This window comes from Microbacterium longlingense, from assembly GCF_058349825.2.
This window is the reverse complement of the sequence record NZ_JBYRJA020000001.1, coordinates 499,905-524,683: the sequence shown is the minus strand read 5'-3', so window position 1 is coordinate 524,683 and position 24,779 is coordinate 499,905. Positions and strand designations below refer to the sequence as shown.

General features: G+C 70.3%; 19 protein-coding genes. 5 read left to right on the top strand and 14 right to left on the bottom strand.

All coding sequences use genetic code 11. The annotated features are described in order from the left end of the window. Positions 1-19: 19 nt before the first annotated feature. Positions 20-1,282, bottom strand: coding sequence for a helix-turn-helix transcriptional regulator (locus AC3RXY_RS02470; RefSeq protein ID WP_491509291.1), 1,263 nt, complete (start codon positions 1,280-1,282; stop codon positions 20-22). A 150-nt stretch (positions 1,283-1,432) separates the two neighbouring features. Between AC3RXY_RS02470 and fdhA the strand changes: the two genes are divergently transcribed. Further along, positions 1,433-2,653 (top strand): formaldehyde dehydrogenase, glutathione-independent, encoded by a 1,221-nt coding sequence (gene fdhA, locus AC3RXY_RS02465; protein WP_491509290.1) that lies wholly within the window; start codon positions 1,433-1,435, stop codon positions 2,651-2,653. A 118-nt stretch (positions 2,654-2,771) separates the two neighbouring features. On the opposite strand, the gene AC3RXY_RS02460 is transcribed toward fdhA, so the two are convergent. Beyond that, complete coding sequence (locus AC3RXY_RS02460; RefSeq protein ID WP_491509289.1) at positions 2,772-4,511, bottom strand: aldehyde dehydrogenase family protein; 1,740 nt, start codon at positions 4,509-4,511, stop codon at positions 2,772-2,774. Between the two features lie 28 nt (positions 4,512-4,539). Further along, entirely contained in the window at positions 4,540-4,803 is a 264-nt protein-coding gene (locus AC3RXY_RS02455) for a glutaredoxin family protein (protein ID WP_491509288.1), read from the bottom strand. Positions 4,804-4,955: 152 nt separating this feature from the next. Here AC3RXY_RS02455 and AC3RXY_RS02450 point away from each other — a divergent pair, with 152 nt between their 5' ends. Then, a complete protein-coding gene (locus AC3RXY_RS02450; protein WP_491509287.1) occupies positions 4,956-6,107 on the top strand; it encodes a glycosyltransferase in 1,152 nt (383 codons plus the stop codon). Between the two features lie 18 nt (positions 6,108-6,125). Here AC3RXY_RS02450 and AC3RXY_RS02445 read toward each other — a convergent pair whose 3' ends face one another. Beyond that, positions 6,126-7,274 (bottom strand): polysaccharide deacetylase family protein, encoded by a 1,149-nt coding sequence (locus tag AC3RXY_RS02445; protein WP_491509286.1) that lies wholly within the window; start codon positions 7,272-7,274, stop codon positions 6,126-6,128. 56 nt (positions 7,275-7,330) lie between these two features. Then, complete coding sequence (locus AC3RXY_RS02440) at positions 7,331-8,638, bottom strand: aspartate aminotransferase family protein (RefSeq protein WP_491509285.1); 1,308 nt, start codon at positions 8,636-8,638, stop codon at positions 7,331-7,333. Positions 8,639-8,779: 141 nt separating this feature from the next. Between AC3RXY_RS02440 and AC3RXY_RS02435 the strand changes: the two genes are divergently transcribed. Then, positions 8,780-10,318, top strand: a complete 1,539-nt coding sequence (locus tag AC3RXY_RS02435) for a PucR family transcriptional regulator (RefSeq protein ID WP_491509284.1) — start codon at positions 8,780-8,782, stop codon at positions 10,316-10,318. A gap of 43 nt (positions 10,319-10,361) precedes the next feature. Here the strand turns inward: AC3RXY_RS02435 and AC3RXY_RS02430 are convergent, their stop codons facing one another. From AC3RXY_RS02430 to AC3RXY_RS02405, 6 genes are all read right to left on the bottom strand, one after another. Beyond that, positions 10,362-11,864, bottom strand: a complete 1,503-nt coding sequence (locus AC3RXY_RS02430) for a CoA-acylating methylmalonate-semialdehyde dehydrogenase (protein WP_491509283.1) — start codon at positions 11,862-11,864, stop codon at positions 10,362-10,364. Positions 11,865-12,041: 177 nt separating this feature from the next. After that, on the bottom strand, positions 12,042-13,121 hold the full coding sequence (locus tag AC3RXY_RS02425; protein WP_491509282.1) for a fatty acid desaturase family protein: 1,080 nt from the start codon (positions 13,119-13,121) through the stop codon (positions 12,042-12,044). Positions 13,122-13,307: 186 nt separating this feature from the next. After that, positions 13,308-13,511, bottom strand: coding sequence for a cold-shock protein (locus tag AC3RXY_RS02420; RefSeq protein WP_491509403.1), 204 nt, complete (start codon positions 13,509-13,511; stop codon positions 13,308-13,310). A gap of 578 nt (positions 13,512-14,089) precedes the next feature. Further along, positions 14,090-14,431 carry a DUF1801 domain-containing protein gene (locus AC3RXY_RS02415; RefSeq protein ID WP_491509281.1) on the bottom strand — a complete coding sequence of 114 codons (342 nt, stop codon included), beginning with the start codon at positions 14,429-14,431 and terminating at the stop codon, positions 14,090-14,092. After that, on the bottom strand, positions 14,428-14,682 hold the full coding sequence (locus AC3RXY_RS02410) for a hypothetical protein (RefSeq protein ID WP_491509280.1): 255 nt from the start codon (positions 14,680-14,682) through the stop codon (positions 14,428-14,430). The genes AC3RXY_RS02415 and AC3RXY_RS02410 overlap by 4 nt, the downstream gene beginning before the upstream one ends. 194 nt (positions 14,683-14,876) lie before the next feature. Next, positions 14,877-16,223 carry an MATE family efflux transporter gene (locus AC3RXY_RS02405; RefSeq protein WP_491509279.1) on the bottom strand — a complete coding sequence of 449 codons (1,347 nt, stop codon included), beginning with the start codon at positions 16,221-16,223 and terminating at the stop codon, positions 14,877-14,879. Between the two features lie 190 nt (positions 16,224-16,413). On the opposite strand from AC3RXY_RS02405, the gene AC3RXY_RS02400 reads away from it, so the two are divergent. Both AC3RXY_RS02400 and AC3RXY_RS02395 read left to right on the top strand, forming a co-directional pair. Then, entirely contained in the window at positions 16,414-18,402 is a 1,989-nt protein-coding gene (locus tag AC3RXY_RS02400; RefSeq protein WP_491509278.1) for a M13 family metallopeptidase, read from the top strand. A 210-nt stretch (positions 18,403-18,612) separates the two neighbouring features. Next, complete coding sequence (locus tag AC3RXY_RS02395; protein WP_491509277.1) at positions 18,613-19,530, top strand: serine hydrolase; 918 nt, start codon at positions 18,613-18,615, stop codon at positions 19,528-19,530. A 46-nt stretch (positions 19,531-19,576) separates the two neighbouring features. Here AC3RXY_RS02395 and AC3RXY_RS02390 read toward each other — a convergent pair whose 3' ends face one another. From AC3RXY_RS02390 to fdhD, 3 genes are all read right to left on the bottom strand, one after another. Then, positions 19,577-21,019 (bottom strand): MFS transporter, encoded by a 1,443-nt coding sequence (locus tag AC3RXY_RS02390; RefSeq protein ID WP_491509276.1) that lies wholly within the window; start codon positions 21,017-21,019, stop codon positions 19,577-19,579. Between the two features lie 129 nt (positions 21,020-21,148). Continuing rightward, positions 21,149-23,608, bottom strand: coding sequence for an FdhF/YdeP family oxidoreductase (locus AC3RXY_RS02385; protein ID WP_491509275.1), 2,460 nt, complete (start codon positions 23,606-23,608; stop codon positions 21,149-21,151). 272 nt (positions 23,609-23,880) lie between these two features. Further along, the gene (gene fdhD / locus AC3RXY_RS02380) at positions 23,881-24,729 is read right to left on the bottom strand and encodes a formate dehydrogenase accessory sulfurtransferase FdhD (protein WP_491509274.1); all 849 of its coding nucleotides are present in this window, start codon (positions 24,727-24,729) and stop codon (positions 23,881-23,883) included. Positions 24,730-24,779 lie beyond the last annotated feature (50 nt).

Below are 24,779 nucleotides of genomic sequence, written 5' to 3'. Positions count from 1 at the left end.
GTGCGAGCCAGGGGCGGTGTCAGAGCAGCGCCGCCTGTTCGAGGAACAGCGCCGTGGCCTCCGTGCGCGACGAGACACCGAGCTTGCCGAAGACCCGGGCCAGGTGGAACTTCACGGTGTTCTCGCTGATGCCCAGCTCCGCGGCGATCTCGCGGTTGCGGCGGCCGGCGGCGAGCAGGCGCAGCACGTCCATCTCCCGGGTGCTCAGGCCCCACGCGGCCACCGAGTCCGAGCTGACGTGGGGCGGATCGAGCGGGATCACGATCGAGATCTCGGTACCCCAGCCGGGCGTCGCATCAGTGGTGAGCCGTCCGTGCATCGCGTGCACCCGCTGACGCAGCAGCTGGAACCGCGTCGAATCGCCCTGGTCCTCGCCGGGGCCGTCGTCGCGCAGGTCCACCAGGAGGTTCGTCCCGTCGCACCCCCACTGCACCCGCACCCGGCGCACGCCGGGGGTGTCGGCCAGGCCGAGGATGAATCCCCGCACCACCGCACGCGCTCCGTGGGCGATCTCGCTGGGCAGCGGGCGTCCGTCCACCGGCGGCTCGACGAACTCGACCGCCAGATCGTGGAATCGCACCAGCGGGCGCAGGTCGTCCTGCAGGCGCGAGAACGCCGTTGTCACGGCCTCCTCCGCAGCCGTGCGCACCCGATCGCTCGCGGTGCGCAGATGCACCATGCCGGCCGCGGCGGCGGCGGTGGCCATCGCGCGTGCAGACCGGTCGTCCAGGGCTGGGGAGCGCAGCGCTCCGAGCACGGTCTCGAGCGTCGTCGCGTACTGGTCGGCGAGCTCGGCCAGCCCCTCCATTCGCACGCCGGACGCTGCCCGGGCGACCTGCAGATAGCTGGGGGGCGCCTCGTCGGCCAGCTCCTGCACGCGTAACGCGACGACGTTCCAGATCTGCAGGATCGTCGGCTCCGTCTCCGGTTGCGCGCGCGGCCGGGCGATCACCAGCAGGGCGCCGTTGCGCGACAGGGCGTCGAGGGTGGGCACCGGCGCTCCGTCGATCTCGCGGTAGCCGGGGCGCATGGTGCCGGCCGGGATCGCCCGCCGCAGATCCTCGAGATCGAGGAATCGCACCCCGGAGACGAACGCTGCCTCCCCGGCGCCCGATGTCGATGCACCCGTGGCATCGGCGGCGAGCATGAGCAGCGCGCTGTGAGCGACGAAGGGAAACAGCAGGTCGGACAGCAGACGCGGCACCTCGGGGCCGGGCGCCGTGACGACCTCGACGAGATCGCGGAGCATGTGCTCTGTGCACAGCGGGCCATTGTCCGGCATGCGCGGCAGCATAGCCGCAACGGCTCTCGCTGCCTACCCGTTCGGGTGGGAGGAACGGCCCAGGGGCGGGATCGACCCCTCCGGGCCCGTGAGCGACGCTGGAGGTGCGGCGCGCGGCGCCGCACCCATCCAACGGCGGAGAGGACGAAGATGTCTGGCAATCGAGCGGTGGCATATCAGGGACCCGGAGTCGTGGCGGTCGTGGACACCCCCTACCCGGAGTTCGAGCTCAAAGACGGGCCGGGCGTGAACCCGGCCAACATCGGACGCAAGGTGCCGCACGGGGCGATCCTGCGAACCGTGTCGACGAACATCTGCGGATCCGATCAGCACATGGTGCGCGGGCGCACGACGGCGCCGGAGGGTCTCATCCTCGGGCACGAGATCACCGGCGAGGTGGTCGAGGTCGGTCCGGACGTGGAGTTCGTCAAGGTCGGCGACATCGTCTCCGTCCCGTTCAACATCGCGTGCGGGCGCTGTCGCAACTGCAAGGAGGGCAAGACCGGCATCTGCCTGAACGTCAACCCCGATCGACCGGGCAGCGCCTACGGGTACGTCGACATGGGCGGATGGGTCGGCGGGCAGGCCGAGTACGTGCTCGTGCCGTACGCCGACTGGAACCTCCTGGTCTTCCCCGATCGCGATCAGGCACTGGAGAAGATCCTCGACCTGACGATGCTCTCGGACATCTTCCCCACCGGCTTCCACGGCGCCTACACCGCCGGCGTCCGCCCCGGGTCCACGGTGTACATCGCCGGAGCGGGCCCCGTCGGGCTCGCCGCAGCGGTGGGAGCGCAGCTCCTGGGCGCGGCGGTGGTGATCGTCGGCGACCTCAACGCGGATCGGCTCGCCCAGGCGCGCTCGTTCGGATGCGAGACGGTCGACGTGTCGCAGGGCGATCCGCGCGATCAGATCGAGCAGATCCTGGGGGTCCCGGAGGTCGAGTGCGGCGTCGACGCTGTCGGCTTCGAGGCGCGCGGGCACGGCTCTGACGCCGGGCACGAGGCCCCGGCGACGGTGCTCAACGCGCTCATGGACATCACGGAGGCCGGCGGCGCGCTCGGCATCCCCGGTCTGTACGTGACAGGAGACCCCGGCGGCATCGACGAGGCGGCCCAGGTCGGCTCCCTCTCGATCCGGCTCGGTCTCGGCTGGGCGAAGTCGCTGGCGTTCACGACGGGTCAGTGTCCGGTCATGAAGTACAACCGGCAGCTCATGCAGGCCATCCTGCACGACAAGGTCCAGATCGCGCGCGCCGTGAACGCCACCCCGATCTCGCTCGACGACGCCCCGCAGGGGTACGCCGCGTTCGACCAGGGGGCCGCCAAGAAGTACGTGCTCAATCCCAACGGCTATATCCCGGCCATCTGACCGGGCGGCCGCCCGCCGGTTCGCTCCGCCGGTTCGCTCGCACATGTGCGCTTGCCGCGCACCCATCCGCGCAGGCGGTGCAAGCGAGGCGTGCATGTGCGAGCCGCGCGCGGTGGGCTCAGGAGCGCAGTGCGTGGAACAGGGTGCGGACGAGGTCGCCGAGGCGGCCGTGCGCACGGAACCGGGTGAGGCCTTCGCTGACCTGAGCGCCCGTGCGCGACGTCACGAACCACGGCGGCGTCGGCAGGATCGTCGCGCGGTCCTTTCCGCCCAGCAAGCCCCGCCACGAGCGCGGGAAGGGACGGAAGGGGCCGCGCACGATCGTGCGCTCGACGCCGTCGAGCAACAGCGCATTGTGCACCGTGCCGATGCCGCTGCTGACCGCGGCACGGGTGCCGCCGGGGAACGCGCCCCACGTGAGCGTCGGGATGAGGAACGCGAACGCGGTCCAGGTGTTGACCGCGATCGAGCCGTACCGCAGCTCGGCGAGCGATCTGTCCAGATCGTCGCCCAGGGCCCGCTCGGTCTCGGGGTCGACGAGCACGTTGGCGGCGAGCGTCCCGGCGAGGGCCTCGTTGGCGTGCGCGATCGCGGCGTCGAGGAAGGAACGGCCCGTTCCCCGCAGCGTCACGACTCCCAGCACCGGGGCGAAGCTCTCGGTCTGCTCGAGGAGGGTGGCGTCGTCGTCCTCGCCGATCTCGATGAGCAGGCGGTCGCCGAGCTCCTGCGCTCCGGGGTAGGCGGACGCCGCCTGCTGCACGCGGGCGGCGGTTCCCGGATACCACTGCGGGCGTTCGGGAGCGGTGGCGTACGCGTGCCGCAGCTCGGCGACGAACTGCTCCCGCTGCGGCCAGTCCTCCGAGACGATCACGACCTGCCCGGCGAGGCAGTTGTGGCCGTTGTTGTGCAGGCGCATCGTCGCGATATGACCGGCCTGGAACCGCAGGTCCTCCTCCGTCCACGGGCCGGGCACGACGATGACCGGGGCGACGCCGCCCAGCTCGCCGGAGATGGGCACCCGGAGCCGGGGGTCGTCGTCGCGGCGCCGGCGCTCTGCCTCCGCTCCGGTGCCCCAGACGATCGCGTCGAACGTCTGTTCGGAGCCGGTCACGTGCACGTGCGAGAACGCCGGATGTCCGGTGAGGAAGGAGCCGGCGTCCGCGCCGCCCTGCACGATGCCCACCAGGCCGGCCCCGATCAGCGGGGCGAGGGCGCGTGCGAAGACGGGCACGAGGGCATCCTGCGTCGGGTTGACCTTGAGCAGGCTCACCCTGTTGTGCGCGAGCAGCTCGGTGAGCACGTCGAGCACCGGGATCGCGGTGATGTTGCCGGCGCCCAGGACGAGACCGACGCCACCGGATGCGCCCGGCGTGCGCTGGGCGAGGCCGGCGCGCGCCCGCGCCTCTCCGCGAGTCACGCCCGGTTCGAGCCACACCTCACCCGTGAAGCCGGAGAGCAGGAAGGCGTCGCCGGCGCTGAGGGGAAAGGCGTTGACCCGCGCCCGGCCGCCCGGGGCGTGGGTGATCCGAACGCGGTCGAGCGGGGTGCGCCCCGCAGCCAGCGCGTCCAGGGTGTCCGCGTACGCGTCCAGCGCGGTGAGCACGGCGTACGGGCCGCTGAGCCATTCCTCGCCGCGCAGCCGGTGGCGCGGCTCGAGCCCCTTCGATGCGGCGGCGATGCGCGCCCAGTCGTCCATCGCCCCCGCGACGGTGCTGCGTGTTGCCCGCAGCAGGCGCGCCCGCTGCTCGAGGGTGAGGGCGCGCCAGGTCTGCGCGCCCTGCTCGAGGCGGGCGATCTCGCCGTCGAGCCGAGCCGTGTCGAGCAGGGCTGCGGCCGGGGCGGCGGGGGAGGTGTTCATCGCGGCGCGGAGGCTCGGGGAGGGGAGCTCAGAGCAGCGACAGCTCGCGGAGCTTCGCCTCGACGTCGTCGTTGGTCGGCTCGACGTGGTGGGTGGCGTCGGGGTAGACCACGACGGGGATGTTGGTGCGGCCCGAGATCTCGCGCGCGACGTCGGCGGCCGACGGATCGGCCTCGAGGTCGATGTAGGTGTACGCGACGCCCAGCTCATCGAGCTGACGCTTGGTGCGACGGCAGTCGCCACACCACTCTGCACCGAACATGGTCAGGCTGCCCGCTTCAGGAGTGCTCATGCGACGAGCGTACCGCCGTCGTGGCGTCGCCCGGGCCGCGCGGGCGACCCCACCCGTGGTCGTCGGGCCAGAGATCCGCCGCCACGGTTTCCGTCGCGGCGTTCTCCTGGCTCCCGCGTGCGACGATGGACGGGCATGTGCGATGACCGTGCATGTCAGCGACGGATGCCGGAGGACAACGCATGGACGAGGCGCTCGCCGACGACCCCGTCGCGGAGCAGGCGCCCACCGCCCTGGCGGTGACCGTCGTCGTACCGACCTTCAACGAGCGCGAGAATGTCGCCGAGCTCGTGGCACGCTGTGCGGCAGCCCTCGACGGTCGCGCAGCGGAGATCCTCTTCGTCGACGACAGCACGGACGGCACGGACGACGAGGTGCGCCGTGTCGCGGAGACGGCGCCGCTGCCGGTCCGCGTCATCCACCGGGCCGAGGCGACGGGCGGGCTGAGCGGCGCGGTGACCCGCGGCATGGCTGAGGCGCGCGGACACGTGTGCATCGTGATGGACGGCGACCTGCAGCATCCGCCGGAGCTGCTTCCGGTCATGCTCGATCGCTTCGCGGCTGGCGATGCCGACGCCGTGATCGCGTCGCGCTACATCGGCGGCGGCGACTGGACGGGCCTGGGCACCGCGCTGCGGTTCCGCGTCTCCCGGGCATCGACGTGGCTCACCCGCGCGATGTTCCCGCACCGGCTCGCGGCCTGCACCGATCCGATGACCGGGTTCTTCCTGGTGGACCTGCGGGCCGTCGACCGTGACGCGCTGCGCCCCAGCGGCTTCAAGATCCTGCTCGAGGTCCTGGTGCGTTCCGACCTGCGCATCGCCGAGGTGCCGATGGAGTTCGCGCCGCGTCGCAGCGGGGTCTCCAAGGCGAGCATGCGCCAGGGGCGTGCCTTCCTCGCGCAGCTCGCCCGGCTGCGCTTCGGGAAGATGTCGCTCTTCGCGCTCATCGGCGCGATCGGCGCGGTGGCGAACCTCGCGATCATGTGGGCGCTGACCACGGCCGGGGTGGGCTACATCGCCGCGGCCATCGTGGCGGCTGAGGCGACGATCATCGGCAACTTCATCCTGCAGGAACGCTTCGTCTTCGCCGATATGACGGGCACGGCGGCCGGTCTCCCTGCGCGTTTCGCGGCGTCCTTCACGTTCAACAACATCGAGGCCGCCCTGCGCATCCCGGTGCTGGCGATCCTGGTCGAAGCGTGGCATCTGTCCAGCATCCTCGCCGCGGCGATCACCCTCGCTGCGGCGTTCGTGGTGCGCTATCTTTTCCACTCCCTGGTGGTCTACCGCCGTCGGAGATAGCGGCAGAGCCGCCCGGCGTCACCCGATCGCGGCGATCAGGTCGTCGACCGTCGTGCCGTAGTCGATGCGCACCACGGGCAGCGCCAGCTTGTCGGTGCCTGGCACGACGGTTCCCGGCTCGATCGTGCGCCCCAGGGTGAACCCGGCCTGCGTCACCCCGTCTCTTGTCGTGTCGTTGTAGTGACCGAAGGGGTACGCCACCACTTCGGCGGCACCGAGGATCTCCGCCGACCGCGCGAGGTCTGCGGCGATCTCAGCGGCCGAGGCGTTGACCAGCAGCCCGTTCCCGTCGGCGCCCGCGCGGTGCATGTCGTGCGTATGCGAGCGCTGCAGCACCCATACCGACGGCGTCGGGGCCTGTCGTGCCGAGGTGATGACGAAGGAGGTCGCCAGCAGCTGATAGCGGTTGATGACCGGCACCGCCAGCTCGAACCAGGTGTGGTCCGCGTCGTCGTCTGTGATGATGACCGACCGCGGCGGCAGGGCGAGGCGGCCGTCGATGAAGGCCTCGAGCTCATCCCAGGTCGGCAGGTAGAAGCGCTCCTGCGCGATGTACGCCATCTGGGCCTCGACGTCGCCGATGTAGGCGTAGTTGCCGCGCAGCCAGCCGTCCTCGCCCTCCGGTCGCGTCGTGAACTGGTGGTACATCAGGATCGGGACCTCGGTGCCGAGCCCCGCGGCGGCGTCGGCGGTGAGCCAGGCGCCGTGGAGCGTGAGGCGCTGGTCGTCGCAGGCGACGATGTCCGCGCCGTTCACGCGGGCGTCGGAAGCGGCGTCGGCTGCGGCATCCGCGCTGGGATACCAGCCGTTGAACACCCGTCCGTCCCGATCCGGAATCGGCAGCGCCGTGAACAGCCCGCCGCCGGTCTGCAGCTGCGGCGGCAGGTCGATCCCCTCGCCTTGGAACGACACCGCGCACGCTGCCGGGTCGTCCGTCGTCGCCAGGAGCTCCTCTGCGGGCGTCAGCGGTGCAGCGGATGCGGTGGGCGTCGGCGAGGTCGAGCCCGCCGCCGGCGCTGGTTGCGAGTCCGGTGCATCGGCGCGCGTCGCGACATACATCGCCGCGGCGACGAGCGCTCCGACCACCAGCAGGATGGCCGTGCCCAGCGCGACCTGCCGACGCCGCTGGACACGGCGCCGGGCGCGGCGGGGTGAGGGATCTGGCATGGGCGAAGTCTAAATGCCGCACCCGATGCCGACCCTGACCCGGCGCATTGTCCTGATCAGCGCGGGATGAGGGCGAGCGACTCCGCGATCACATCGAGCCCCCGGCCGGCCTCCTCCGGTGTGATGATCGCGGGCGGCACGACATGCAGGCGGTTCTCCGCGAAGAAGCCCACCACACCGCGTTCGAGCATCGCGCTCTTCAGCGCCGCGATCCCCGACGCGGGCAGCGGCTCGCGGGTCTCCCGGTCCGTCACGAGCTCGACGGCCCAGAACACGCCGGAACCGCGCACTTCGCCGACCAGCGGCTCGCTCTCCGCGATCGCCGTGAGACGGGGGCCGATGACCTCTGCGCCGATCCGCGCGGCATTCTCCACGATGCCTTCCTCGGCCATCGCGGTGATCGATGCGACGATGCTCGCCATCGCGAGCGGGTGGCCGGAGTATGTCAGGCCGCCGCGGAAGACGCGGTCCTCGAACTGCGAGGCGATCGCCTCCGAGATCATCACGCCGCCCACCGGTACGTACCCGGAGTTCACCCCCTTCGCGAAGGTGATCAGATCGGGGCGCACGTCGAACGCATCCAGCGCGAGCCAGTTTCCGGTGCGGGCGAAGCCCGCCATGACCTCATCGAGGATGAACACGATGCCGTACCGGTCGGCGATCTCGCGCACCCCGCGGAGGTATCCGGGCGGCGGCACGAGCACCCCGGCGGTGCCGGGGATGGTCTCGAGGAGGATCGCCGCGATCGTCTCGGGGCCTTCGGCCTGGATGGTGCGTTCGAGGTGGCGCAGCGCCCGCTCGGACTCCTCCTGCTCCGAGGCGGCCCAGAACTCGGTGCGGTACAGGTACGGACCGAACACGTGTACGTGACCGGTCGCGTACTCGTTCTCGATGCGGCGCCAGTCGCCGGTCGCCACAATCGCCGCCCCGGTATTGCCGTGGTACGAGCGGTAGCGCGAGATCACCTTGTCGCGTCCCGTGGTCATGCGCGCCAGGCGAATGGCGTTCTCGATCGCATCGGCGCCGCCGTTGGTGAAGAAGACCTTGGTGAAGCCTTCCGGCGCTCGTTCGAGGATGAGCTCTGCCGCGTGTGCGCGGGTCTCGTTGGCGTTGGCCGGGGCGATCGTGGCGAGGGTCGCGGCCTGCCGCTGGATCGCCTCGACGACCTTCGGGTGCGCGTGCCCGATGTTGGTGTTGACCAGCTGGCTCGAGAAGTCCAGGTAGCGGCGCCCGTCGACGTCCCACAGCTCGCTGCCCTCGCCACCGGCGAACGGCATGGGGTTGAGCGCCCCCTGGGCCGACCAGGAGTGGAAGACGCTGCGGCGGTCGCGTTCGCTGACGGAGGCATTCGTGGGAGCGGTCATGGGCCCAGTGTGCGCCCCGCAGCGATGATGTCGCGCTGGCGCAATTGTCGATATTGTCGGAGATGGATCGACAGACTGGCGAGTCACCCCGGTGATCGCGCCGGTCTGGCAGAACACCCCGTTGCGCCGGAAGGAGGCTCCATGCCTGCCACCCTGCGAGCCCTTCTCGCCGAACGGCAGCTCGGGCTGCGCCTGCTGCACACTCCGGACGACGACGCCCTCGACCGAGCCATCTCCTGGGTGCACAGCTCTGACCACGCCGACCCCACCCCCTGGATGGAACCGGGCCAGCTCCTCCTCACCGATGGCGCACAGTTCGCCGGCGCCGCAGACAGCCGCGGCGGGACGGATCCGCTCGCCTACGTCGCCCGCCTCCGTGCGCACGGTGCGGTGGGGCTCGGCATGTCGCGCGAGGTCATCCACCCCGAGGTGCCGGACACGGTGATCACCGCCTGCCGCGACGCCGGGCTCGCCCTCTTCGAGGTGGGCGGCAGCATCCCCTTCATGGGCATCGCACGTCATGTGGCCGATGTGATCGCCGGGGAGCGCAGCGCCCGGCTCTCCTGGTCGCTCGAAGCGCAGCGGGCGGTCGCGCGCGCCGCGGTGCGCGACGACGGGCTGCGGCAGATCCTGCGCACGCTCGCCCGGCGCATGGATGCCTGGGTGGTCCTCTACGACGCGGTCGGCGGCCGCGTGCGGGTGCCGGGGCTCGTGTCGCCGCCGGCGGCGCTCGCCGCGGAGGTCGATGCGGAGGTCGCCACGCTCCTGGCCCGCGGAATGCCCGCGGCGGTTCGGGTGCGCGGTGCGTCGGAGGCGACCCTGCAGACCATCGGGCAGGGTGGTCGGCTGCGCGGCGTTCTCGCGGTCGGCGCTCACGCGCCCCTGGGCCCGGCCGAGAACGACCTGGTGGGCAGCGTGATCGCGCTCGCCAGCATCGCCCTGGAGCAGCAGCGCAACCTGGACGCCTCACGCCGCCGGCTGCGCACCGGCATCCTCGAGCTCATCGCAGCGGGTGCCGATGCCGTCGCGCGTCGGTCTGCGCGGGCGGTGTGGGGGGAGCTGCCCGCCGAGCCGTTCCGTGTCGCGCTCGCGGCGGGCCCCGTGCCGGGGCAGTCGCTCCTGGACGAGCTGGAGTGGCGGGCGGAGAGCGCCCGTGGTCGGTTGTTCTTCGCCGAGCGAGACGGCGACCTCATCCTGATCGCCGACGACGAGGGCATGGCCGCGCTGGAGCCGGTGCTGCAGCGGCACCGGCTCGCCGTCGGCCTGTCGGCGCCGGCGGGCTGGGCCGATTTCGGCCGCGCCCTGGCCGAGGCTCAGCAGACGGCCGCCACCGCGGATACCGGCGCGTTCGCCCGCTTCGAGGACGCCGCGCAGGCGGGCATCCTCGGCGCCGCACGCGCGAACGGGGGAGAGCTCGTCGCGCGACGACTGCTCACGCCCCTCGACACCGTCGATGAGCCGGAGCGATCACGGCTCCTCGCGGCGGCGCGCACCTGGCTCGATGCCAACGGCGCCTGGGACCCGGCGGCGCGGAGTCTCGGCATCCACCGGCACACGCTGCGCGCGCGCATCGAGACCCTGGGCGACGTGCTGAACCTGGACCTGTCGACCTTCGGCGCGCGCTCCGAGCTCTGGTCCGCCCTCGAACTCACCCGCGCGAGCGGCCAGGGTGTGTCGTAATTTTCGTGAAATGACGACACACCCTGGCCGCTCGCGGGCGGGGTCAGTTTTGGGGGAAGCCCAGGTTGATGCCGGCGTGAATCGGGTCGAGCCAGCGCGAGGTGATCGCCTTCTCCTGCGTGAAGAACTCGAAGCCGGCCCTGCCATACGCCTTGCTCGACCCGAACAGCGAGGCCTTCCACCCGCCGAAGCTGTGGGTGGCGACCGGTACCGGGATCGGCACGTTGATGCCCACCATTCCGACCTGGACCTCGCGCTGGAAGCGACGGGCAGCCCCGCCGTCGTTGGTGAAGATCGCGGTGCCGTTGCCGAACGCACCGGAGTTGATCAGGTCCAGGCCCTCGTCGTAGCTGTTCACGCGAACGATCGAGAGCACCGGCCCGAAGATCTCCTCGGTGTAGGCGCGACTGGTGGTGGGAACAGCGTCGAGCAGTGTCGGGCCCAGCCAGAAACCGTTCTCGTCGCCGTCGGCCGCGACGCCGCGCCCGTCGACGACGACGTCAGCGCCGTCCGCCGCGGCGACATCGATGTAGCCGGCGACCTTGTCGCGGTGCTCGCGCGTGATGAGCGGGCCCATGTCGCTCTCGCGGCGCCCGTCGCCGACGGTCAGAGCGGCCATCCGGTCGGTGATCTTCTCGATCAGGGCGTCGGCGACCGGGTCGACGGCGATGACGACGGAGACCGCCATGCACCGCTCGCCTGCCGAACCGAACCCGGCGTTGATCGCCGAGTCCGCCACGAGGTCAAGGTCGGCGTCGGGGAGCACCAGCATGTGGTTCTTGGCGCCGCCGAGGGCCTGCACGCGCTTGCCGTGCCGGGCGGCCCCCTCGTAGATGGCCTGAGCGATCGGAGTGGACCCCACAAAGCTGATCGACGCCACTCGGGGATCCTCGATGAGCCCGTCGACGGCCTCCTTGTCGCCGTTCAGCACCGTGAACACGCCATCGGGCAGACCCGCCTCCTTCCAGAGCCGGCCGATCCAGAGGGCGGCGGACGGGTCCTTCTCGCTCGGCTTGAGGACGACGGCGTTGCCGGAGGCGATCGCGATGGGGAAGAACCACATCGGCACCATCGCCGGGAAGTTGAACGGCGAGATGATGCCGACCACGCCCAGCGGCTGCCGCAGCGAGTACACGTCGACGCCGGTGGAGACCTGCTCGCTGTACTCGCCCTTGAGGAACTGCGCGAAGCCGCAGGCGAGGTCGACGACCTCCAAGCCGCGCGCGATCTCCCCGGCCGCGTCCGAGAGCACCTTGCCGTGCTCAGCAGTGATGATCGCGGCGAGCTCATCCTTGCGGGCGTTGAGCAGCTCGCGGAACGCGAAGACGATCGCCTGCCGCTTGGCGATCGAGGTGTCGCGCCAGGCGGGGAACGCCGCGGCGGCGGTGCTGATGGCCAGGTCGATGTCGGCGGCGTCGGCCAGCGGCACCTCGGCGGTCTGGACACCCAGCGCCGGGTCGAAAACCGGGCCACGGCGTGTCGAGGCGCCCGGGTGCTCTGCGCCGGAGATCCAGTGCGGGACGAGGGGGAGCGAAGCGTCGGTCATGGGGGAAGTCAAGCGCGCAACGGCATCCCACCGCTGTGCCAATATGGCATCCTTCGCCGTCGGGGCCACCATTCTGTCAGTCACGGGTGGATCGAGGCAGCCGGTCGCGGCTTCTGCGTCGGGCGAATCCGATCCGAGCAGTGGCCGCCGATCCCGCTCGTGCGCTGCGGGTTCGGATCACACCCGCCGGTACTGCGCCACCATCGGGCAGTCGAAGGGATCGCGAGCGGCCAGGCCGACCTCGTTCAGATAGCGCATCACGATCAGGTACGACCGCCCGAGGGACGTCTCCGTGTAGGGCACATCGAGCGTGCGGCAGTACTCGCGCACGATCTCGCGGGTCCGGGCCAGGTGCGGTCGCGCCATGCTCGGGAACAGGTGGTGCTCGATCTGGTAGTTCAATCCGCCCATCAGCCAGGTCGCCCACCATCCGCCGCGGATGTTGCGCGAGGTGCGCACCTGCTTCGAGAAGAAGTCGAGCCGTGCGTCCGGTGCGATCACCGGCATCCCCTTGTGGTTGGGGGCGAAGGACGCGCCCATGTACACACCGAAGACCGCCAGCTGCACCCCCAGGAACGCGAAGGCCATCCCGAGCGGGAGCAGCAGGAAGATCGGCGTGAGCACCACGGCGAAGCGCGTGACGATCATCGCGAGCTCGATCCACCGTCCCTTCACGGGCTCGCGGCTGAACAGGTGACGGATGCTGATGTAGTGCAGGTTCAGGCCCTCGAGCGTGAGCAGCGGGAAGAACAGCCAGCCCTGTTTGCGGGTGATCAGCCGTCGCAGACCGCGCGCCTCTGCCGCGTCCGTCTCGAGGAACGAGATCGTGTCGACCTCGATGTCCGGGTCCTTGCCGACCCTGTTGGGGTTCGCGTGGTGGCGGGAGTGCTTGGAATCCCACCACGAGTAGCTCATGCCGACCACGCCGCACGCCAGCACTCTGGCCAGTCGGTCGCTCGCGCCCGCGGAGCGGAGGATCTGACGGTGTGCGGCCTCATGGGCCAGGAAGGCGACCTGGGTGAAGAGCACGCCGAGCGCGGCGGCGATCAGCAGCTGGAACCAGCTGTCGCCCAGCAGCACGAAACCGGTGATCGCGCCGCCGAACGCCCCGGCGATCGCTGCGCCGACGAGCGCATAGAACCAGGGAGTCCGGCCGAGCAGGCCCGTTTCCCGGACGACCTGCGAAAGCTGGGTGTAGGCCCGCCCGATCGGCGGGAAGGAGTCTTTGCTGGCGTAGGTCTGGCGGACCGGACCCATCCGGGAGGCGGGAACGGTTGTTGCAGAAGCGGCGATGATGGCACCTGTTCTCGGCGGGACGTCTTCGTCGGGATGGAGCCAAGGGCGGGTGCCGTTCGCTTACCTCACGCTACCGATATCCATATGCCGCGCCGGGTATGCAGAAGGGCCCGGACCGAGTGGTCCAGGCCCTTCCGGGTTGCGTTCTCAGAGAGCGCGGATGTTCGTCGCCTGCGGGCCCTTCTGGCCTGCCTCGGTGTCGAACTCGACCTTCTGGTTCTCTTCGAGGTTGCGGTAGCCGTTGCCGGTGATCGCGCTGAAGTGCGCGAACAGGTCGGCAGAGCCGTCGTCGGGGGCGATGAATCCGTAGCCCTTTTCGGAGTTGAACCATTTGACGGTGCCAGTGGCCATGACGTCATTCCTTCTGTGTCGTGGACCACGGCTGTGATCCTTGCGGCCCCGCCGCGGACGGCGACGGGGAGTTCGGTGGGCGGCGCGCGGGTCGACCGCGATGGCCGGCGCGAGCAGCGCGTCCTCGAGGACGCGCTGCGCCTCATCGAGGGTGGGGTGGTCGCCGAGGGGGCGTCCGGTCGGCCCGAAGGCCGTGTGTGTGTCCGCATCGGCGACCACGATGTGACCGCCGTACTCGCCGTCCATCGTGGCGGTGAACACGTCGTCAGCGGCCTGACGCCACTGAAGGGTCGGGTTGCGCTGGTGGTGCGGTGCTGCGCATGCGATCCCGCAGGGGAGCGAGGAGGCGAGCCGCGGGGGTTGAGCTGGGGAGATGACTAATCGATTCGTCTGGGGAGATGCCTTCGTTGGCGATCTCGTTGAGCTGGTGAAGCGGGCCTGATGCGCGAGAAGGGCATCGTGTGGCGAGATGAGCGGGGAACAACCGGAGATGGCGATGCGATCGCGACCGGTGCTCCTACCTTACAGGATCGCTGGCCGGTCTGGGAGGTTGTTTTCTCCGGAGGGTGGCCCTGGGGCTATTCTTCGCCGCGGGCAGCGGCCTGGGCGACGAGGTCGACGAAGGCGTCCTCCGCGAGATCGTCGTTCTCGCGCAGATCGACGGCGCGACGCGTTCCGGCGTCCAGGCTGGCGTTGAAGACGCCATGAGGATCGTCGAGTGCTGCTCCGGCGGCAAAGGTGATCTTGACCTTCTCGCGGTAGGTCTCGACGGTGCAGATCAGCCCGTTCCGGGAGAAGGTGGGCACGCCGCCCGGATTCGAGGGCTTGCGCCACTTGACCTCTTCGACGATGTCGGGCGCCGCCCGCAGGATGAGGGCCCGAACCGCCGCGACGCGCTCCGCCCGCCAGTCGGTGGTCATGCCCCCTCTCCTCTGTCGAGTCCGAAGATGTGCTTGGTGATCGCGCTGACATCGCGGTCGAGGCTGTCGATCCGGGTGTGCACTGCGCGGACCTCGCCGCGCAGGCTGCTGATCTCCGCGCTGATCTCGCCCCGAACGCCGCTGATCTCCGCACGGACGACGCGCACGAACATCGTCGACATGAGGGTCAGGATCCCGAACAGCGCCGCGGCGAAGACGCCGATCAGCACCCATACGTGCGGTTCGTTCATCGTCAACACTCCTCTATTCTGCCGTCGTCCTGTCCACGCTTCCAGAGGTGTTGCGCTTCGTTCCGGCCGTCGCCGGAAGAGGGGGATAACGTCACCGGCGGGCCGGTTGCGGAGAGCGGGCGGGACCGGAACGCGCCGGCGGCAGGCGCGGCGGCACGCGGACCAGAGCCACACCGCGGGCGGCGTTGTCGTGCTCAGCCGCCGACGAAGATCCAGCGGCCGGTTCGGATGCGCAGGCCCAGCGTCACCAGGCGGGCGATCATATAGACGCCGAAGAAGGCGGTGGCCAGCCAGGCCAGCCCTGCGGCGCCCGGTACGGCGGCCGCGGCGACGATCCACACCGCCGGAAGATACGCGACGAGGTTCAGCACGCCGGCCAGCGCGAGATAGCGGGCATCGCCCGCGCCGATGAGCACACCGTCGAAGACGAACACCACCGCGGCGATGGGCTGCGAGACGGCGAGCACGATCATCGCGGGCTGGATGAGGGCGGCCAGCTCCGGATCGCCCGTGATGACCAGGCCGACGAGCCCGGACAGTGCGCCCAGCACGACCCCGACCGCCGCGCCGAACCACAGTCCCCAGCGCACCGTGCGGCCGAGCACGTGCCGCGCTTCTGCGGGATCTCCGGCGCCGAGGCTCTTGCCGATCAGCGCCTGCGCCGCGATCGCGAGCGCGTCGAGAGCGAAGGCGGCCGTCGAGAACAGGGTGAAGACCACCTGCCAGCCCGCGAGCTCTGTGGTGCCGAGCCCGGTGGCCACGGCGACCGTGATCAGGAGCGCGAAGCGCAGGCTCACGGTGCGAAGGAAGAGCCAGCCGCCCGAGCGCGCGGAACCGCGGATACCCGCGCGCTGCGCTGTGACCGACGCCCCGTGCCGGCGCGCGAGGCGCCCGATCACCAGCACATAGGCGGCGACCATGCCCCACTGGGCGACGACGGTGCCGACGGCGGAGCCGGCGATGCCCCACCCGACGCCGTAGATGAACACCGCGTTGAGCAGGGCGTTCGCCCCGAAGCCCAGCCCGGCGATCCACAGCGGTGTCATGGTGTCCTGCATCCCGCGCAGCAGCCCGGTCGCCGCGAACACGACGAGCATCGCCGGCAGGCCCCACATCGAGATCGTGAGGTAGATCTCGGCCTGCTCCGCGACCTCGGGCGTTGCCCCGAAGAGAGAGACGAGCCACGGCGTGGTGAGCACACCGGCGACGGCGAGGATCGCCCCGAGGCCCACTGCCAGCCACATCCCGTCGATCCCGACCGAGACGGCGTCGCCGGTCTTTCCCGCACCGAAGCGGCGTGCGACGGCCGGGGTCGTCGAATAGGCGAGGAAGACCATGAGGCCGACGATCGTCTGGAGCACGGCAGAGGCGATGCCCAGGCCGGCGAGCGGAACGGTCCCGAGGTGGCCCACGAGTGCGGCGTCCACCAGCAGGAAAGCGGGCTCGACGATGAGGGAGCCGAGCGCGGGCACGGCGAGGCGCAGGATCTCGCGGTTCAGCGACGGCGGTCGGCGCGCGGGGCGGGAGGCGGCATCGGGCACCCCACGAGCCTATGGTCGACGTCCGGCTTTGGGGTTCGGTCGCCGCGATCGCGGCGACCGAACTCAGGAGAGACCACGGCTGGCGGGCCGCGCCGCGGCGTGTCGGGGGTGCAGGGCGCCCCCGTGCCTGAGTTGGGAATCACGGTTCGGACGGGCCGAGATGTCGGACGCCGCACCTATCCTGGAACGCATGACCGATCTGCTCCCTTCCGGCCTTGCCCTCGACGAGATCGACCAGGCTGTCCGCCCGCAGGACGACCTCTTCCGTCACGTGAACGGCGCCTGGATCGCCCGCACCGATATCCCGGGCGACAAGGCCCGCTGGGGGTCGTTCTCTCTGCTCGCAGAGCAGGCCGAGAAGCACGTGCGAGCCATCATCGAGGAGTCGCAGGGGGCGCCGGAGGCTGACCCGGCGCGCCGGATCGGCGATCTGTACGCGAGCTTCATGGACACCGAGCGCATCGCCGCGCTCGGTCTCGCTCCGCTGGAAGCCGTGCTCGCGCGGATCGATGCGGTCGATGACATCCCCGCTCTGCTCCGCCTGATCGGCGAGCTCGAGCGGGAGGGTCTGCTCGCGCTGCTCGGCATGTTCGTCGAGCCGGATCCGGGCAACCCGGAGCGCGCGGTGCCGTTCATCCTGCAGGCCGGGCTCTCCCTTCCCGACGAGAGCTACTACCGGCAGGAGGGCTTCGAGAGCACCCGCACCGCGTTCCGTGCGCACCTCGAGCGCCTGCTCGCGCTGGCCGGTCGGGCGGACGCCGCTGAGGTGGCGGAGCGCACGATGGGTCTGGAGACCGAGATCGCCGGCCACCACTGGGACAACGTGGCCTCCCGCGATGCGGTGAAGACCTATAACCTGCTCACCTGGGCCGAGCTGAACACGCTGATCGGCCTCGACCTCTCCCCGTGGCTCGACGGCGTGGCGCCCGGTCACCCCGATGCCTTCGCCGAGGTCGTGGTGTGCCAGCCGAGCTCTGTGACGGGGCTCGGCGAGCTGCTCGCTCCCGAGCGGCTCGACGACTGGAAGGCCTGGCTGCGCAGCCACGCGGTGCACGCGCTCGCGCCGTACCTCACCGACGACATCGTCGCCGAGAACTTCTCGTTCTACGGCACGGAGCTCAGCGGCGTGCCCACCATCCGCGAGCGCTGGAAGCGCGGCGTGTCCGTCACCGAGGGCGCGCTGGGCGAGGCCATCGGGCGCGTCTACGTCGAGCGGCACTTCCCCTCCGCGGCGAAGGAGTCGATGGACGAGCTCGTCGCCAATCTCATCGAGGCGTACCGGCAGAGCATCACGACGCTGGAATGGATGAGTCCCGAGACGCGCGAGCGTGCCCTCGCCAAGCTCGATGCGTTCACCCCGAAGATCGGTCACCCCCGCGTGTGGCGCGACTACGGCGGGCTCGAGATCGACCCGACCGATCTGATCGGCAACGTGCGCCGGGCGAACGCGTTCGAGCACGACCGGCACCTGGCCAAGGTCGGTGCGCCGATCGACCGGGAGGAATGGCTCATGCCGCCTCAGATGGTCAACGCCTACTACAACCCGCTCATGAACGAGATCGTCTTCCCCGCGGCGATCCTGCAGTACCCGTTCTTCGACGCCGGCCGCGACGCCGCGGCCAACTACGGCGGCATCGGCGCGGTGATCGGCCACGAGATCGGCCACGGCTTCGACGACCAGGGCAGCCGCTATGACGGCGACGGCCGTCTCCAGGACTGGTGGACCGATGCCGACCGCGCGGCGTTCGAGGAGCGCACTGCCTCGCTCATCGCCCAGTACGACGCGCTCGTCCCCGCCGGTCTCGGCGAGGAGCACCATGTGAACGGCGCGCTGACGATCGGCGAGAACATCGGCGACCTCGGTGGCCTCGGCATCGCGCTCCAGGCGTACCGGCTGCACCTCCAGGCCACCGGGCAGGACGGCCCTGGGCAGGAGGACGGCCCGGTGATCGACGGCTACACAGGGGTGCAGCGGGTGTTCCTGTCGTGGGCGCAGGTGTGGCAGCAGAAGAGCCGCGAGGAAGAGGCCATCCGGCTGCTCACGATCGATCCGCACTCGCCGAACGAGTTCCGGTGCAACCAGATCGTGCGCAACATCGGTGACTTCTACCGGGTCTTCGACGTCGCAGAGGGCGACGCCCTCTGGATCGACCCCGCGGAGCGCGTCGAGATCTGGTGATCCTGCCGTCCCGGCCGCCGACGGCGGTCTTCCGCGCAGCCGGCCGGGAGGGCGCCGCGGCGCCACCCCGCCCGGCGTGCCCGTAGCCGGCGGTCGCCCCGGCACGTTCCGCGGTTCGCGCGGTGCGCGGAGGCCTCCGCGCACCGCTACGATGGGCCTACACCATCAGTGGACTCGCTCGAAGTCCGTCTCTTCTCGAGGGGTGCTCGCGTGGCCAGATCGTCTGAGCCGTCGACGCGTCTTGCGCGCCGGCGTTCCGCGACACCGCGGCGCCAGCTCTCGCCGCGCGCGGACGACGACCGTCGTTCCTTCCCCGCGACCCTGCGCACGCTGCAGCGGCTCGCCGAGCGAGGAGCACAGGTGTCGGTGCACGGCGTCGACCTCGATTCCGGTGCGGAGGTGCTCGTGGGCGACGCGCACGTCACGCTCCCCATCGGCGGAGTCGGGATGGTCCCTGTTCTGATAGAGGTGGCCGCTGGTATCCAGGGCGGCTCGATCGATGCCGGGGAGATCGTCATGCGCCCCACCGGCGACGAGGTGGTCCGTGCCGGGGTGTGGCGGCATCTGCACGCCTCCGCGCTGACGGTGCCGGACCTCGCCGTCCTGATGGCCGCCGCGGGCGATCCGATCGCCGCGAACGTGCTGCTCGACCGCGTCGGGCATGAGCGTGTCCAGCAGCGGATGGCCTCTCTCGGCCTGCGCCGCACCGCCCTCCTCGACCGCCATCGTGAGCATCGCGGACTCGATGACGCGCCCTACCTCGCGGTGGGCGTGGCGCGCGAGCTCACCGGCCTGTTCTCCGCTCTCGTCAACGGCAATGTGGTGAACACCGGGGTCAGTGCGCAGGTCTCGGAGTGGCTGAGCTTCGATCAGGACCTCAGCCTCGCCGCTGTCGCGACGGGCCTCGACCCCTTCGCGCACGGCGACGATGCCCACCGGATCCTGTTCTTGAACAAGACCGGCCGGGAGCCGGGTGTGCGTTCAGAGGCGGGCGTGCTCGCCGGTCCCCGCGCCGGAATCGCGTATGCGATGACGGTGTGCTTCGACGACCTGTCGATTCAGCATCGCCTCGCCGCCCATGAGGCCTTCCACGTGCTCGGGATGGAGCTGATGGAGTACGCGCACTGATCCGCGCCGTGTCGCGGCGGCTTTTCTGTCGTGGCGGAGGGTGCGATCAACCCGGCAGCGAGGGGTGTGCCTCGGGAGCGGGCCGCCGGGGGATGAACACCGCAATCACCAGCGCGATCAGGGCGGCGCCGATGCCGAAGACGAACGCCGCGTGAAAACCAGCCTCGGTGGGCAGCCGGACGCCGTCGTACTCGACGGACGATGAAGCGAGCACGGCCCCCATCACCGCCGCAGCGGTGGCGGTGCCGAGGGACCGGCTCAGCGCATTGAGGCCGTTCGAGGCGCCCGTCTCGTGCTGCGGCACGGACCGCATGATGAGCATCGGCATGGCGGCATACGCCGCGCCGATGCCGACGCCCACCAGCAGGTTCGCCACCAGGACCTGCCACACCTCGGTGTGGAACGCGAGTGCGAAGGCGTAGGAGACGATGAGAGCAGCGGCCCCCGCGACAAGCAGATAGCTCGGACCGATCGTGCGGGCGATGCGACCGGCAACCGGGGAGAGCAGCATCATCATGAGACCCGATGGCATGACCACCAGACTCGCGGCCACGAGCGGCAGCCCGAAGCCGATGCCGTCGTGCTCCGGCATCTCGAGCAACTGAGGGAACACCACGCTGGATGCGAACATGCCGAACCCCAACGCCACCGATGCCAGGTTGGTCAGCAGCACAGGGCGCCGCGCGGCGACGCGGAGGTCGAGGAGCGGCTCCGGCGTGCGGAGCTGATATGCGCCCCAGATCAGCAGGACGGCGATGCCGCCCAGGCCGCAGCCCAGCGTCGCTGCGCTCGTCCACCCCCACTGCTCTCCGCGGGAGATCATGAGCAGGACGCCGACGAGCCCGACGCTGAGACCGGCGGCACCCACGGCGTCGAAGCGGCCGGCGGTGCGCAGCGTGCTCACCGGAACGACCCGCAGCACGAGGACCAGCACGGCGGCGCCCAGCATGCCGGTGGCCCAGAACATCGCGTGCCAGTCGGCGTACTGGGTGAAGAACGCGCTCACCGGCAGACCCAGCGCGCTGCCGACGCCGAGCGTCGAGCTCATCATCGCGATGGCCGCGTCGACCCGGTTCGCCGGAAGAACATCGCGCATGATGGCGATGCCCAGCGGTATCACCCCGCTCATCGCGCCCTGGAGCGCGCGGCCCACGATCACCGGCACGATGTGCGTCGACACGGCGACGGTGATCGAGCCGACGATCATCACGCACAGCAGCCAGACGATGATCCGCCGTTTGCCGTACATGTCGCCCAGGCGTCCGGCGATGGGCGTGATGACCGTCGATGCGAGCAGCGTCGCCGTGAGCACCCAGGCGGTGTCCTCGCGGTCTGCGTGCAGAAGCTCCGGGAGCCGGGCCTGGATCGGAACGACCTGGGTGAACATGAACGATGCGACGAGCCCGATGAACAACAGCACCGAGATGATCGCCCGCGGAGACGCCGGCTCACGGAGGCGCCGCCGGGCATCGTCATCGAGGTCGCGCATCGATCCACGTTATCGCCCATTGTCGGATGGGCGGTGACGGCGGCGGCGCACTGCTGCGGCGAACACGCGTCGAGCCCCGGAACCGGCCGGTTCCGGGGCTCGACGCGTGTTCGCGCGGACGGGTGCGGGTCAGGCGGCCTTCGACACCGTGATGTGCACGCTCTTCATGAGGGGCTGATCGCTCTCGGCGCTGTAGTCGGCCTGGCCGATCAGCACGTTCATCTCCGGCATGTAGCCGGCGGCGCTGCCGCGGGGGGTGTTGTAGGCCACCGCGCGATAGCCGCTCAATGAACGCTTCGAGCCGTCCTTCGAGGTCGACACGATCTCGACGACATCGCCCTCCGCCAGATCACGGTCGCGCATGTCGTCCGGGTTCATGAAGATCAGCTCGCGGATGTTCTTCACGCCGCGGTACCGATCGTTGTTGGCGTAGATCGTGGTGTTCCACTGGTCGTGGGACCGCATGGTCTGCAGCACGAGCATGTCCGGGTCGGCGGGGATGACGTTGTGCAGCGGAGCGTGGCAGAACTGCGCCTTCCCGGTGGGCGTGTTGAAGATGCGCTCCGCGGCGGGCTGCGGGATGCGGAAGCCCACCGACTTGTCGCGGATCAGGTGGTTCATCCCGGCGAAACCGGGCAGCACGATCTCCATGTCGTCGCGGATGCGGTCGTAGTTCGCCACGAACTCCTCCCACGGAATGGTGCTGTCCGGCGTCGTCGCCCGTGCCATGCCGGCGATGATGGCCGGTTCGGAGAGCAGGTGCTCGCTGGCCGGCTGCTTCTTGCCCGCCGAGAGGTGCACCATGCTCATGGCGTCCTCGACGGTCTGGCCCTGCGGGCCGTCGCGCTGGATGTCGACCTCGGTGCGGCCGAGGCAGGGGAGGATGAGCGCCTTCTCGCCGTGCACGAGGTGGCTGCGGTTGAGCTTGGTCGACACCTGCACCGTGAGCGAGCACTGGCTCAGGCCCTCTGCGGTGTACGGCGTGTCGGGGGCGGCGAGGACGAAGTTGCCGCCGAGGGAGACGAACACCTTCACATCTCCCCGGTGCATCGCGTGCATGCTGGTGACGGTGTCCAGGCCAGGCTCACGCGGGCACGTGATGCCGTAGAGCTCGTCGAGCGCATCGAGGAGGCCCTTCGGGGCATGGTGGTCGATGCCGCACGTGCGGTTCCCCTGCACGTTGCTGTGACCGCGCACCGGAGCGGGTCCCGCCCCCGGACGGCCGATGTTGCCGCGCAGCATGAGCACGTTGACGAACTCACGGACCATGCTGACCGCGTGCTCGTGCTGGCTGATGCCGAGGCACCAGCTGATGATCGTGCGGCCCGCCTTGATGTACAGCTCGCCGAGCTGGCGCAGCTGCGCCTCGGTGAGGCCGGCCTGAAGGACCAGCTCCTCCCAGCTGGTGGCATCGACGAGCTCCTTGTACTCCTCGAAGCCGACGGTGTATTCGTCGAGGAAGGCATGATCGAGCACGTCGGGATCGGTCTCCGCCGCCTCGAAGACGCACTTGGAGATGGCACGCATGACGGCCATGTCGCCACCGGGGCGCACCTGGAGGTCGAGGGTTCCGGTCTCGAAGGTCTTGAACAGCGCCATGTCGATCATGTCGTGGGGGACCGTGGTCTTGGTCGACGCGATCTCCACGAGCGGGTTGATGTGCACGACCTGGGTGCCCTTCTGCACGGCGTGCTTGAGCGCCGTCAGCATGCGCGGAGCGTTGGAGGCCGCGTTCACGCCCAGCAGAAGGAGCAGGTCGGTCTCCTCCCAGTCCTCCAGGCTCGTGGTGCCCTTGCCGGTGGCGATCGACGCGGAGAGCGCGCGACCAGAGGCCTCGTGGCACATGTTGGAGCAGTCGGGCATGTTGTTGGTGCCGTACTCGCGCATGAACAGCTGGTAGATGTACGACGACTCGTTGCTCAGCCTTCCCGAGGTGTAGAAGGTCGCGGCGTCCGGCGTCGGCAGGCTCCGCAGCTCCTCGCCGATCATGGCGAACGCCGCGTCCCACTCGATCGGGACGTACTTGTCCGTCTCGGCGTCGTAGACCATCGGGTGGGTGAGGCGACCGGCGTTCTCGAGCTGGAAGTCGGTCCACGTCGACAGCTCGCTCACGGTGTGCGCGGCGAAGAACGCCGGTCCCACGCGCTTGTGAGTCATCTCCCAGGTGACGTGCTTGACGCCGTTCTCGCAGAAGTCGAGGTGCAGATCGTGCTGGTCGTCCGGCCAGGCGCAGCCGGGGCAGTCGAAGCCGCGGTCCGGGTGGTTCATGCGGAGCAGCGAGATGGGTGCGGTGAACACCTGATTCTCTCTGACGAGGATCTTGCCGACCGAGATCGCGGCGCCCCAGCCCGCGGCGGGGTGGTGATAGTCGTGCTGCGACCAGGGGCGGTGGGTGGGCGGGCCGTAGCCGCCCTGGCGGGGCTCGACGGGCAGCAGGCCGAGGCCGCGCTCGCCCGAGCGGGGCTTCGGGGTCTCGGTATTCTTCTGCGGGCGCGTTGCGGCGCCGGCGGCACCGGTGGAGGACGGCGCGTCCTGCGCCGGGTGATCCAGAGTGGTGCCTTCGTTTCTGGCGTTGATCGGCGTATCCACTGCTGACTCCATTCCCTCGAGCGCATCCGGTGGGACGCGCGTCGTTGACCTCTTCAGGGTCGCATTCGTATCAGCCGGAATCAACTCCGTCTGATGCGTCCCGCTGCGGCGTGGCCGCGGGGCCACCGTCCGGTCGGCCCGGTCGGCCGACGGCGCTGCATTCCATCCTCAGGCAATTTCGCTCCGTGCGGCCCGGATCGGCCGGAATCCGGCCGATCCGGGCCGACGCGCCTGAGCGGGGGAGCGGCGCTGCAGGCAGCCGCCCCGCCCGGTCATCCGGCCGCGACGGGCACCAGGATGCGCCGGGGGTGGGTGTAGACGTTCATCGACGGACCGCGCAGGAAGCCGACCAGCGTGAGCCCCGAGGCATCGGCCAGCTCGACCGCGAGCGATGACGGCGCCGAGACCGCCGCGAGGATCGGGATGCCGGCCATCACCGCCTTCTGCACGAGCTCGAAGCTCGCCCGCCCGGAGACCTGCAGCACGGTTCCGGTCAGGGGCAGGCGATCGTTGAGGGTCGCCCAGCCGACGACCTTGTCGACGGCGTTGTGGCGGCCGACGTCCTCGCGCAGCACGAGGAGCTCTCCTGTCGCCGCGTCGAAGAGCCCGGCCGCGTGCAGGCCGCCGGTCTTCTCGAACACCGCCTGCTGCTCCCGCAGAAGATCGGGGAACGTCGTGAGCCGCTCGGCATCGAGGTCGACGTCGTCCGCGGCGACGTCGAAGGACGAGACCGTCTCGACGGCGTCGATGCTCGCCTTGCCGCACAGGCCGCACGAGCTGGTCGTGTAGAAGTTGCGCGCAACGTCGGGGGCCGGCGGCGCGACGCCGGGGCCGAGCGTGACGTCGAGCACGTTGAAGGTGTTCTCCTCCCCGCCCGTGCCGGGGCCGCCGCAGTGGATCGCCGAGTGGAAGTCGGAGCCCTGCGCGATCACGCCCTCGGAGACGAGGAAGCCGGCGGCGAGCTCGACGTCGTGGCCGGGCGTGCGCATCGTGATGACGAGGGGCTCGCCTCCCACGCGGATCTCGAGCGGCTCCTCGACCGCGAGGATGTCGGCGCGGCGGCGCTGCCCCTCGCCGACGACGATCCGGGTGACCGGCCGACGTGCCGTGATCCGTCCCATGCTTCGAGGGTACGCCGGGCGCAGGGGTTGCGGCCCCTCCCGCACGTCGG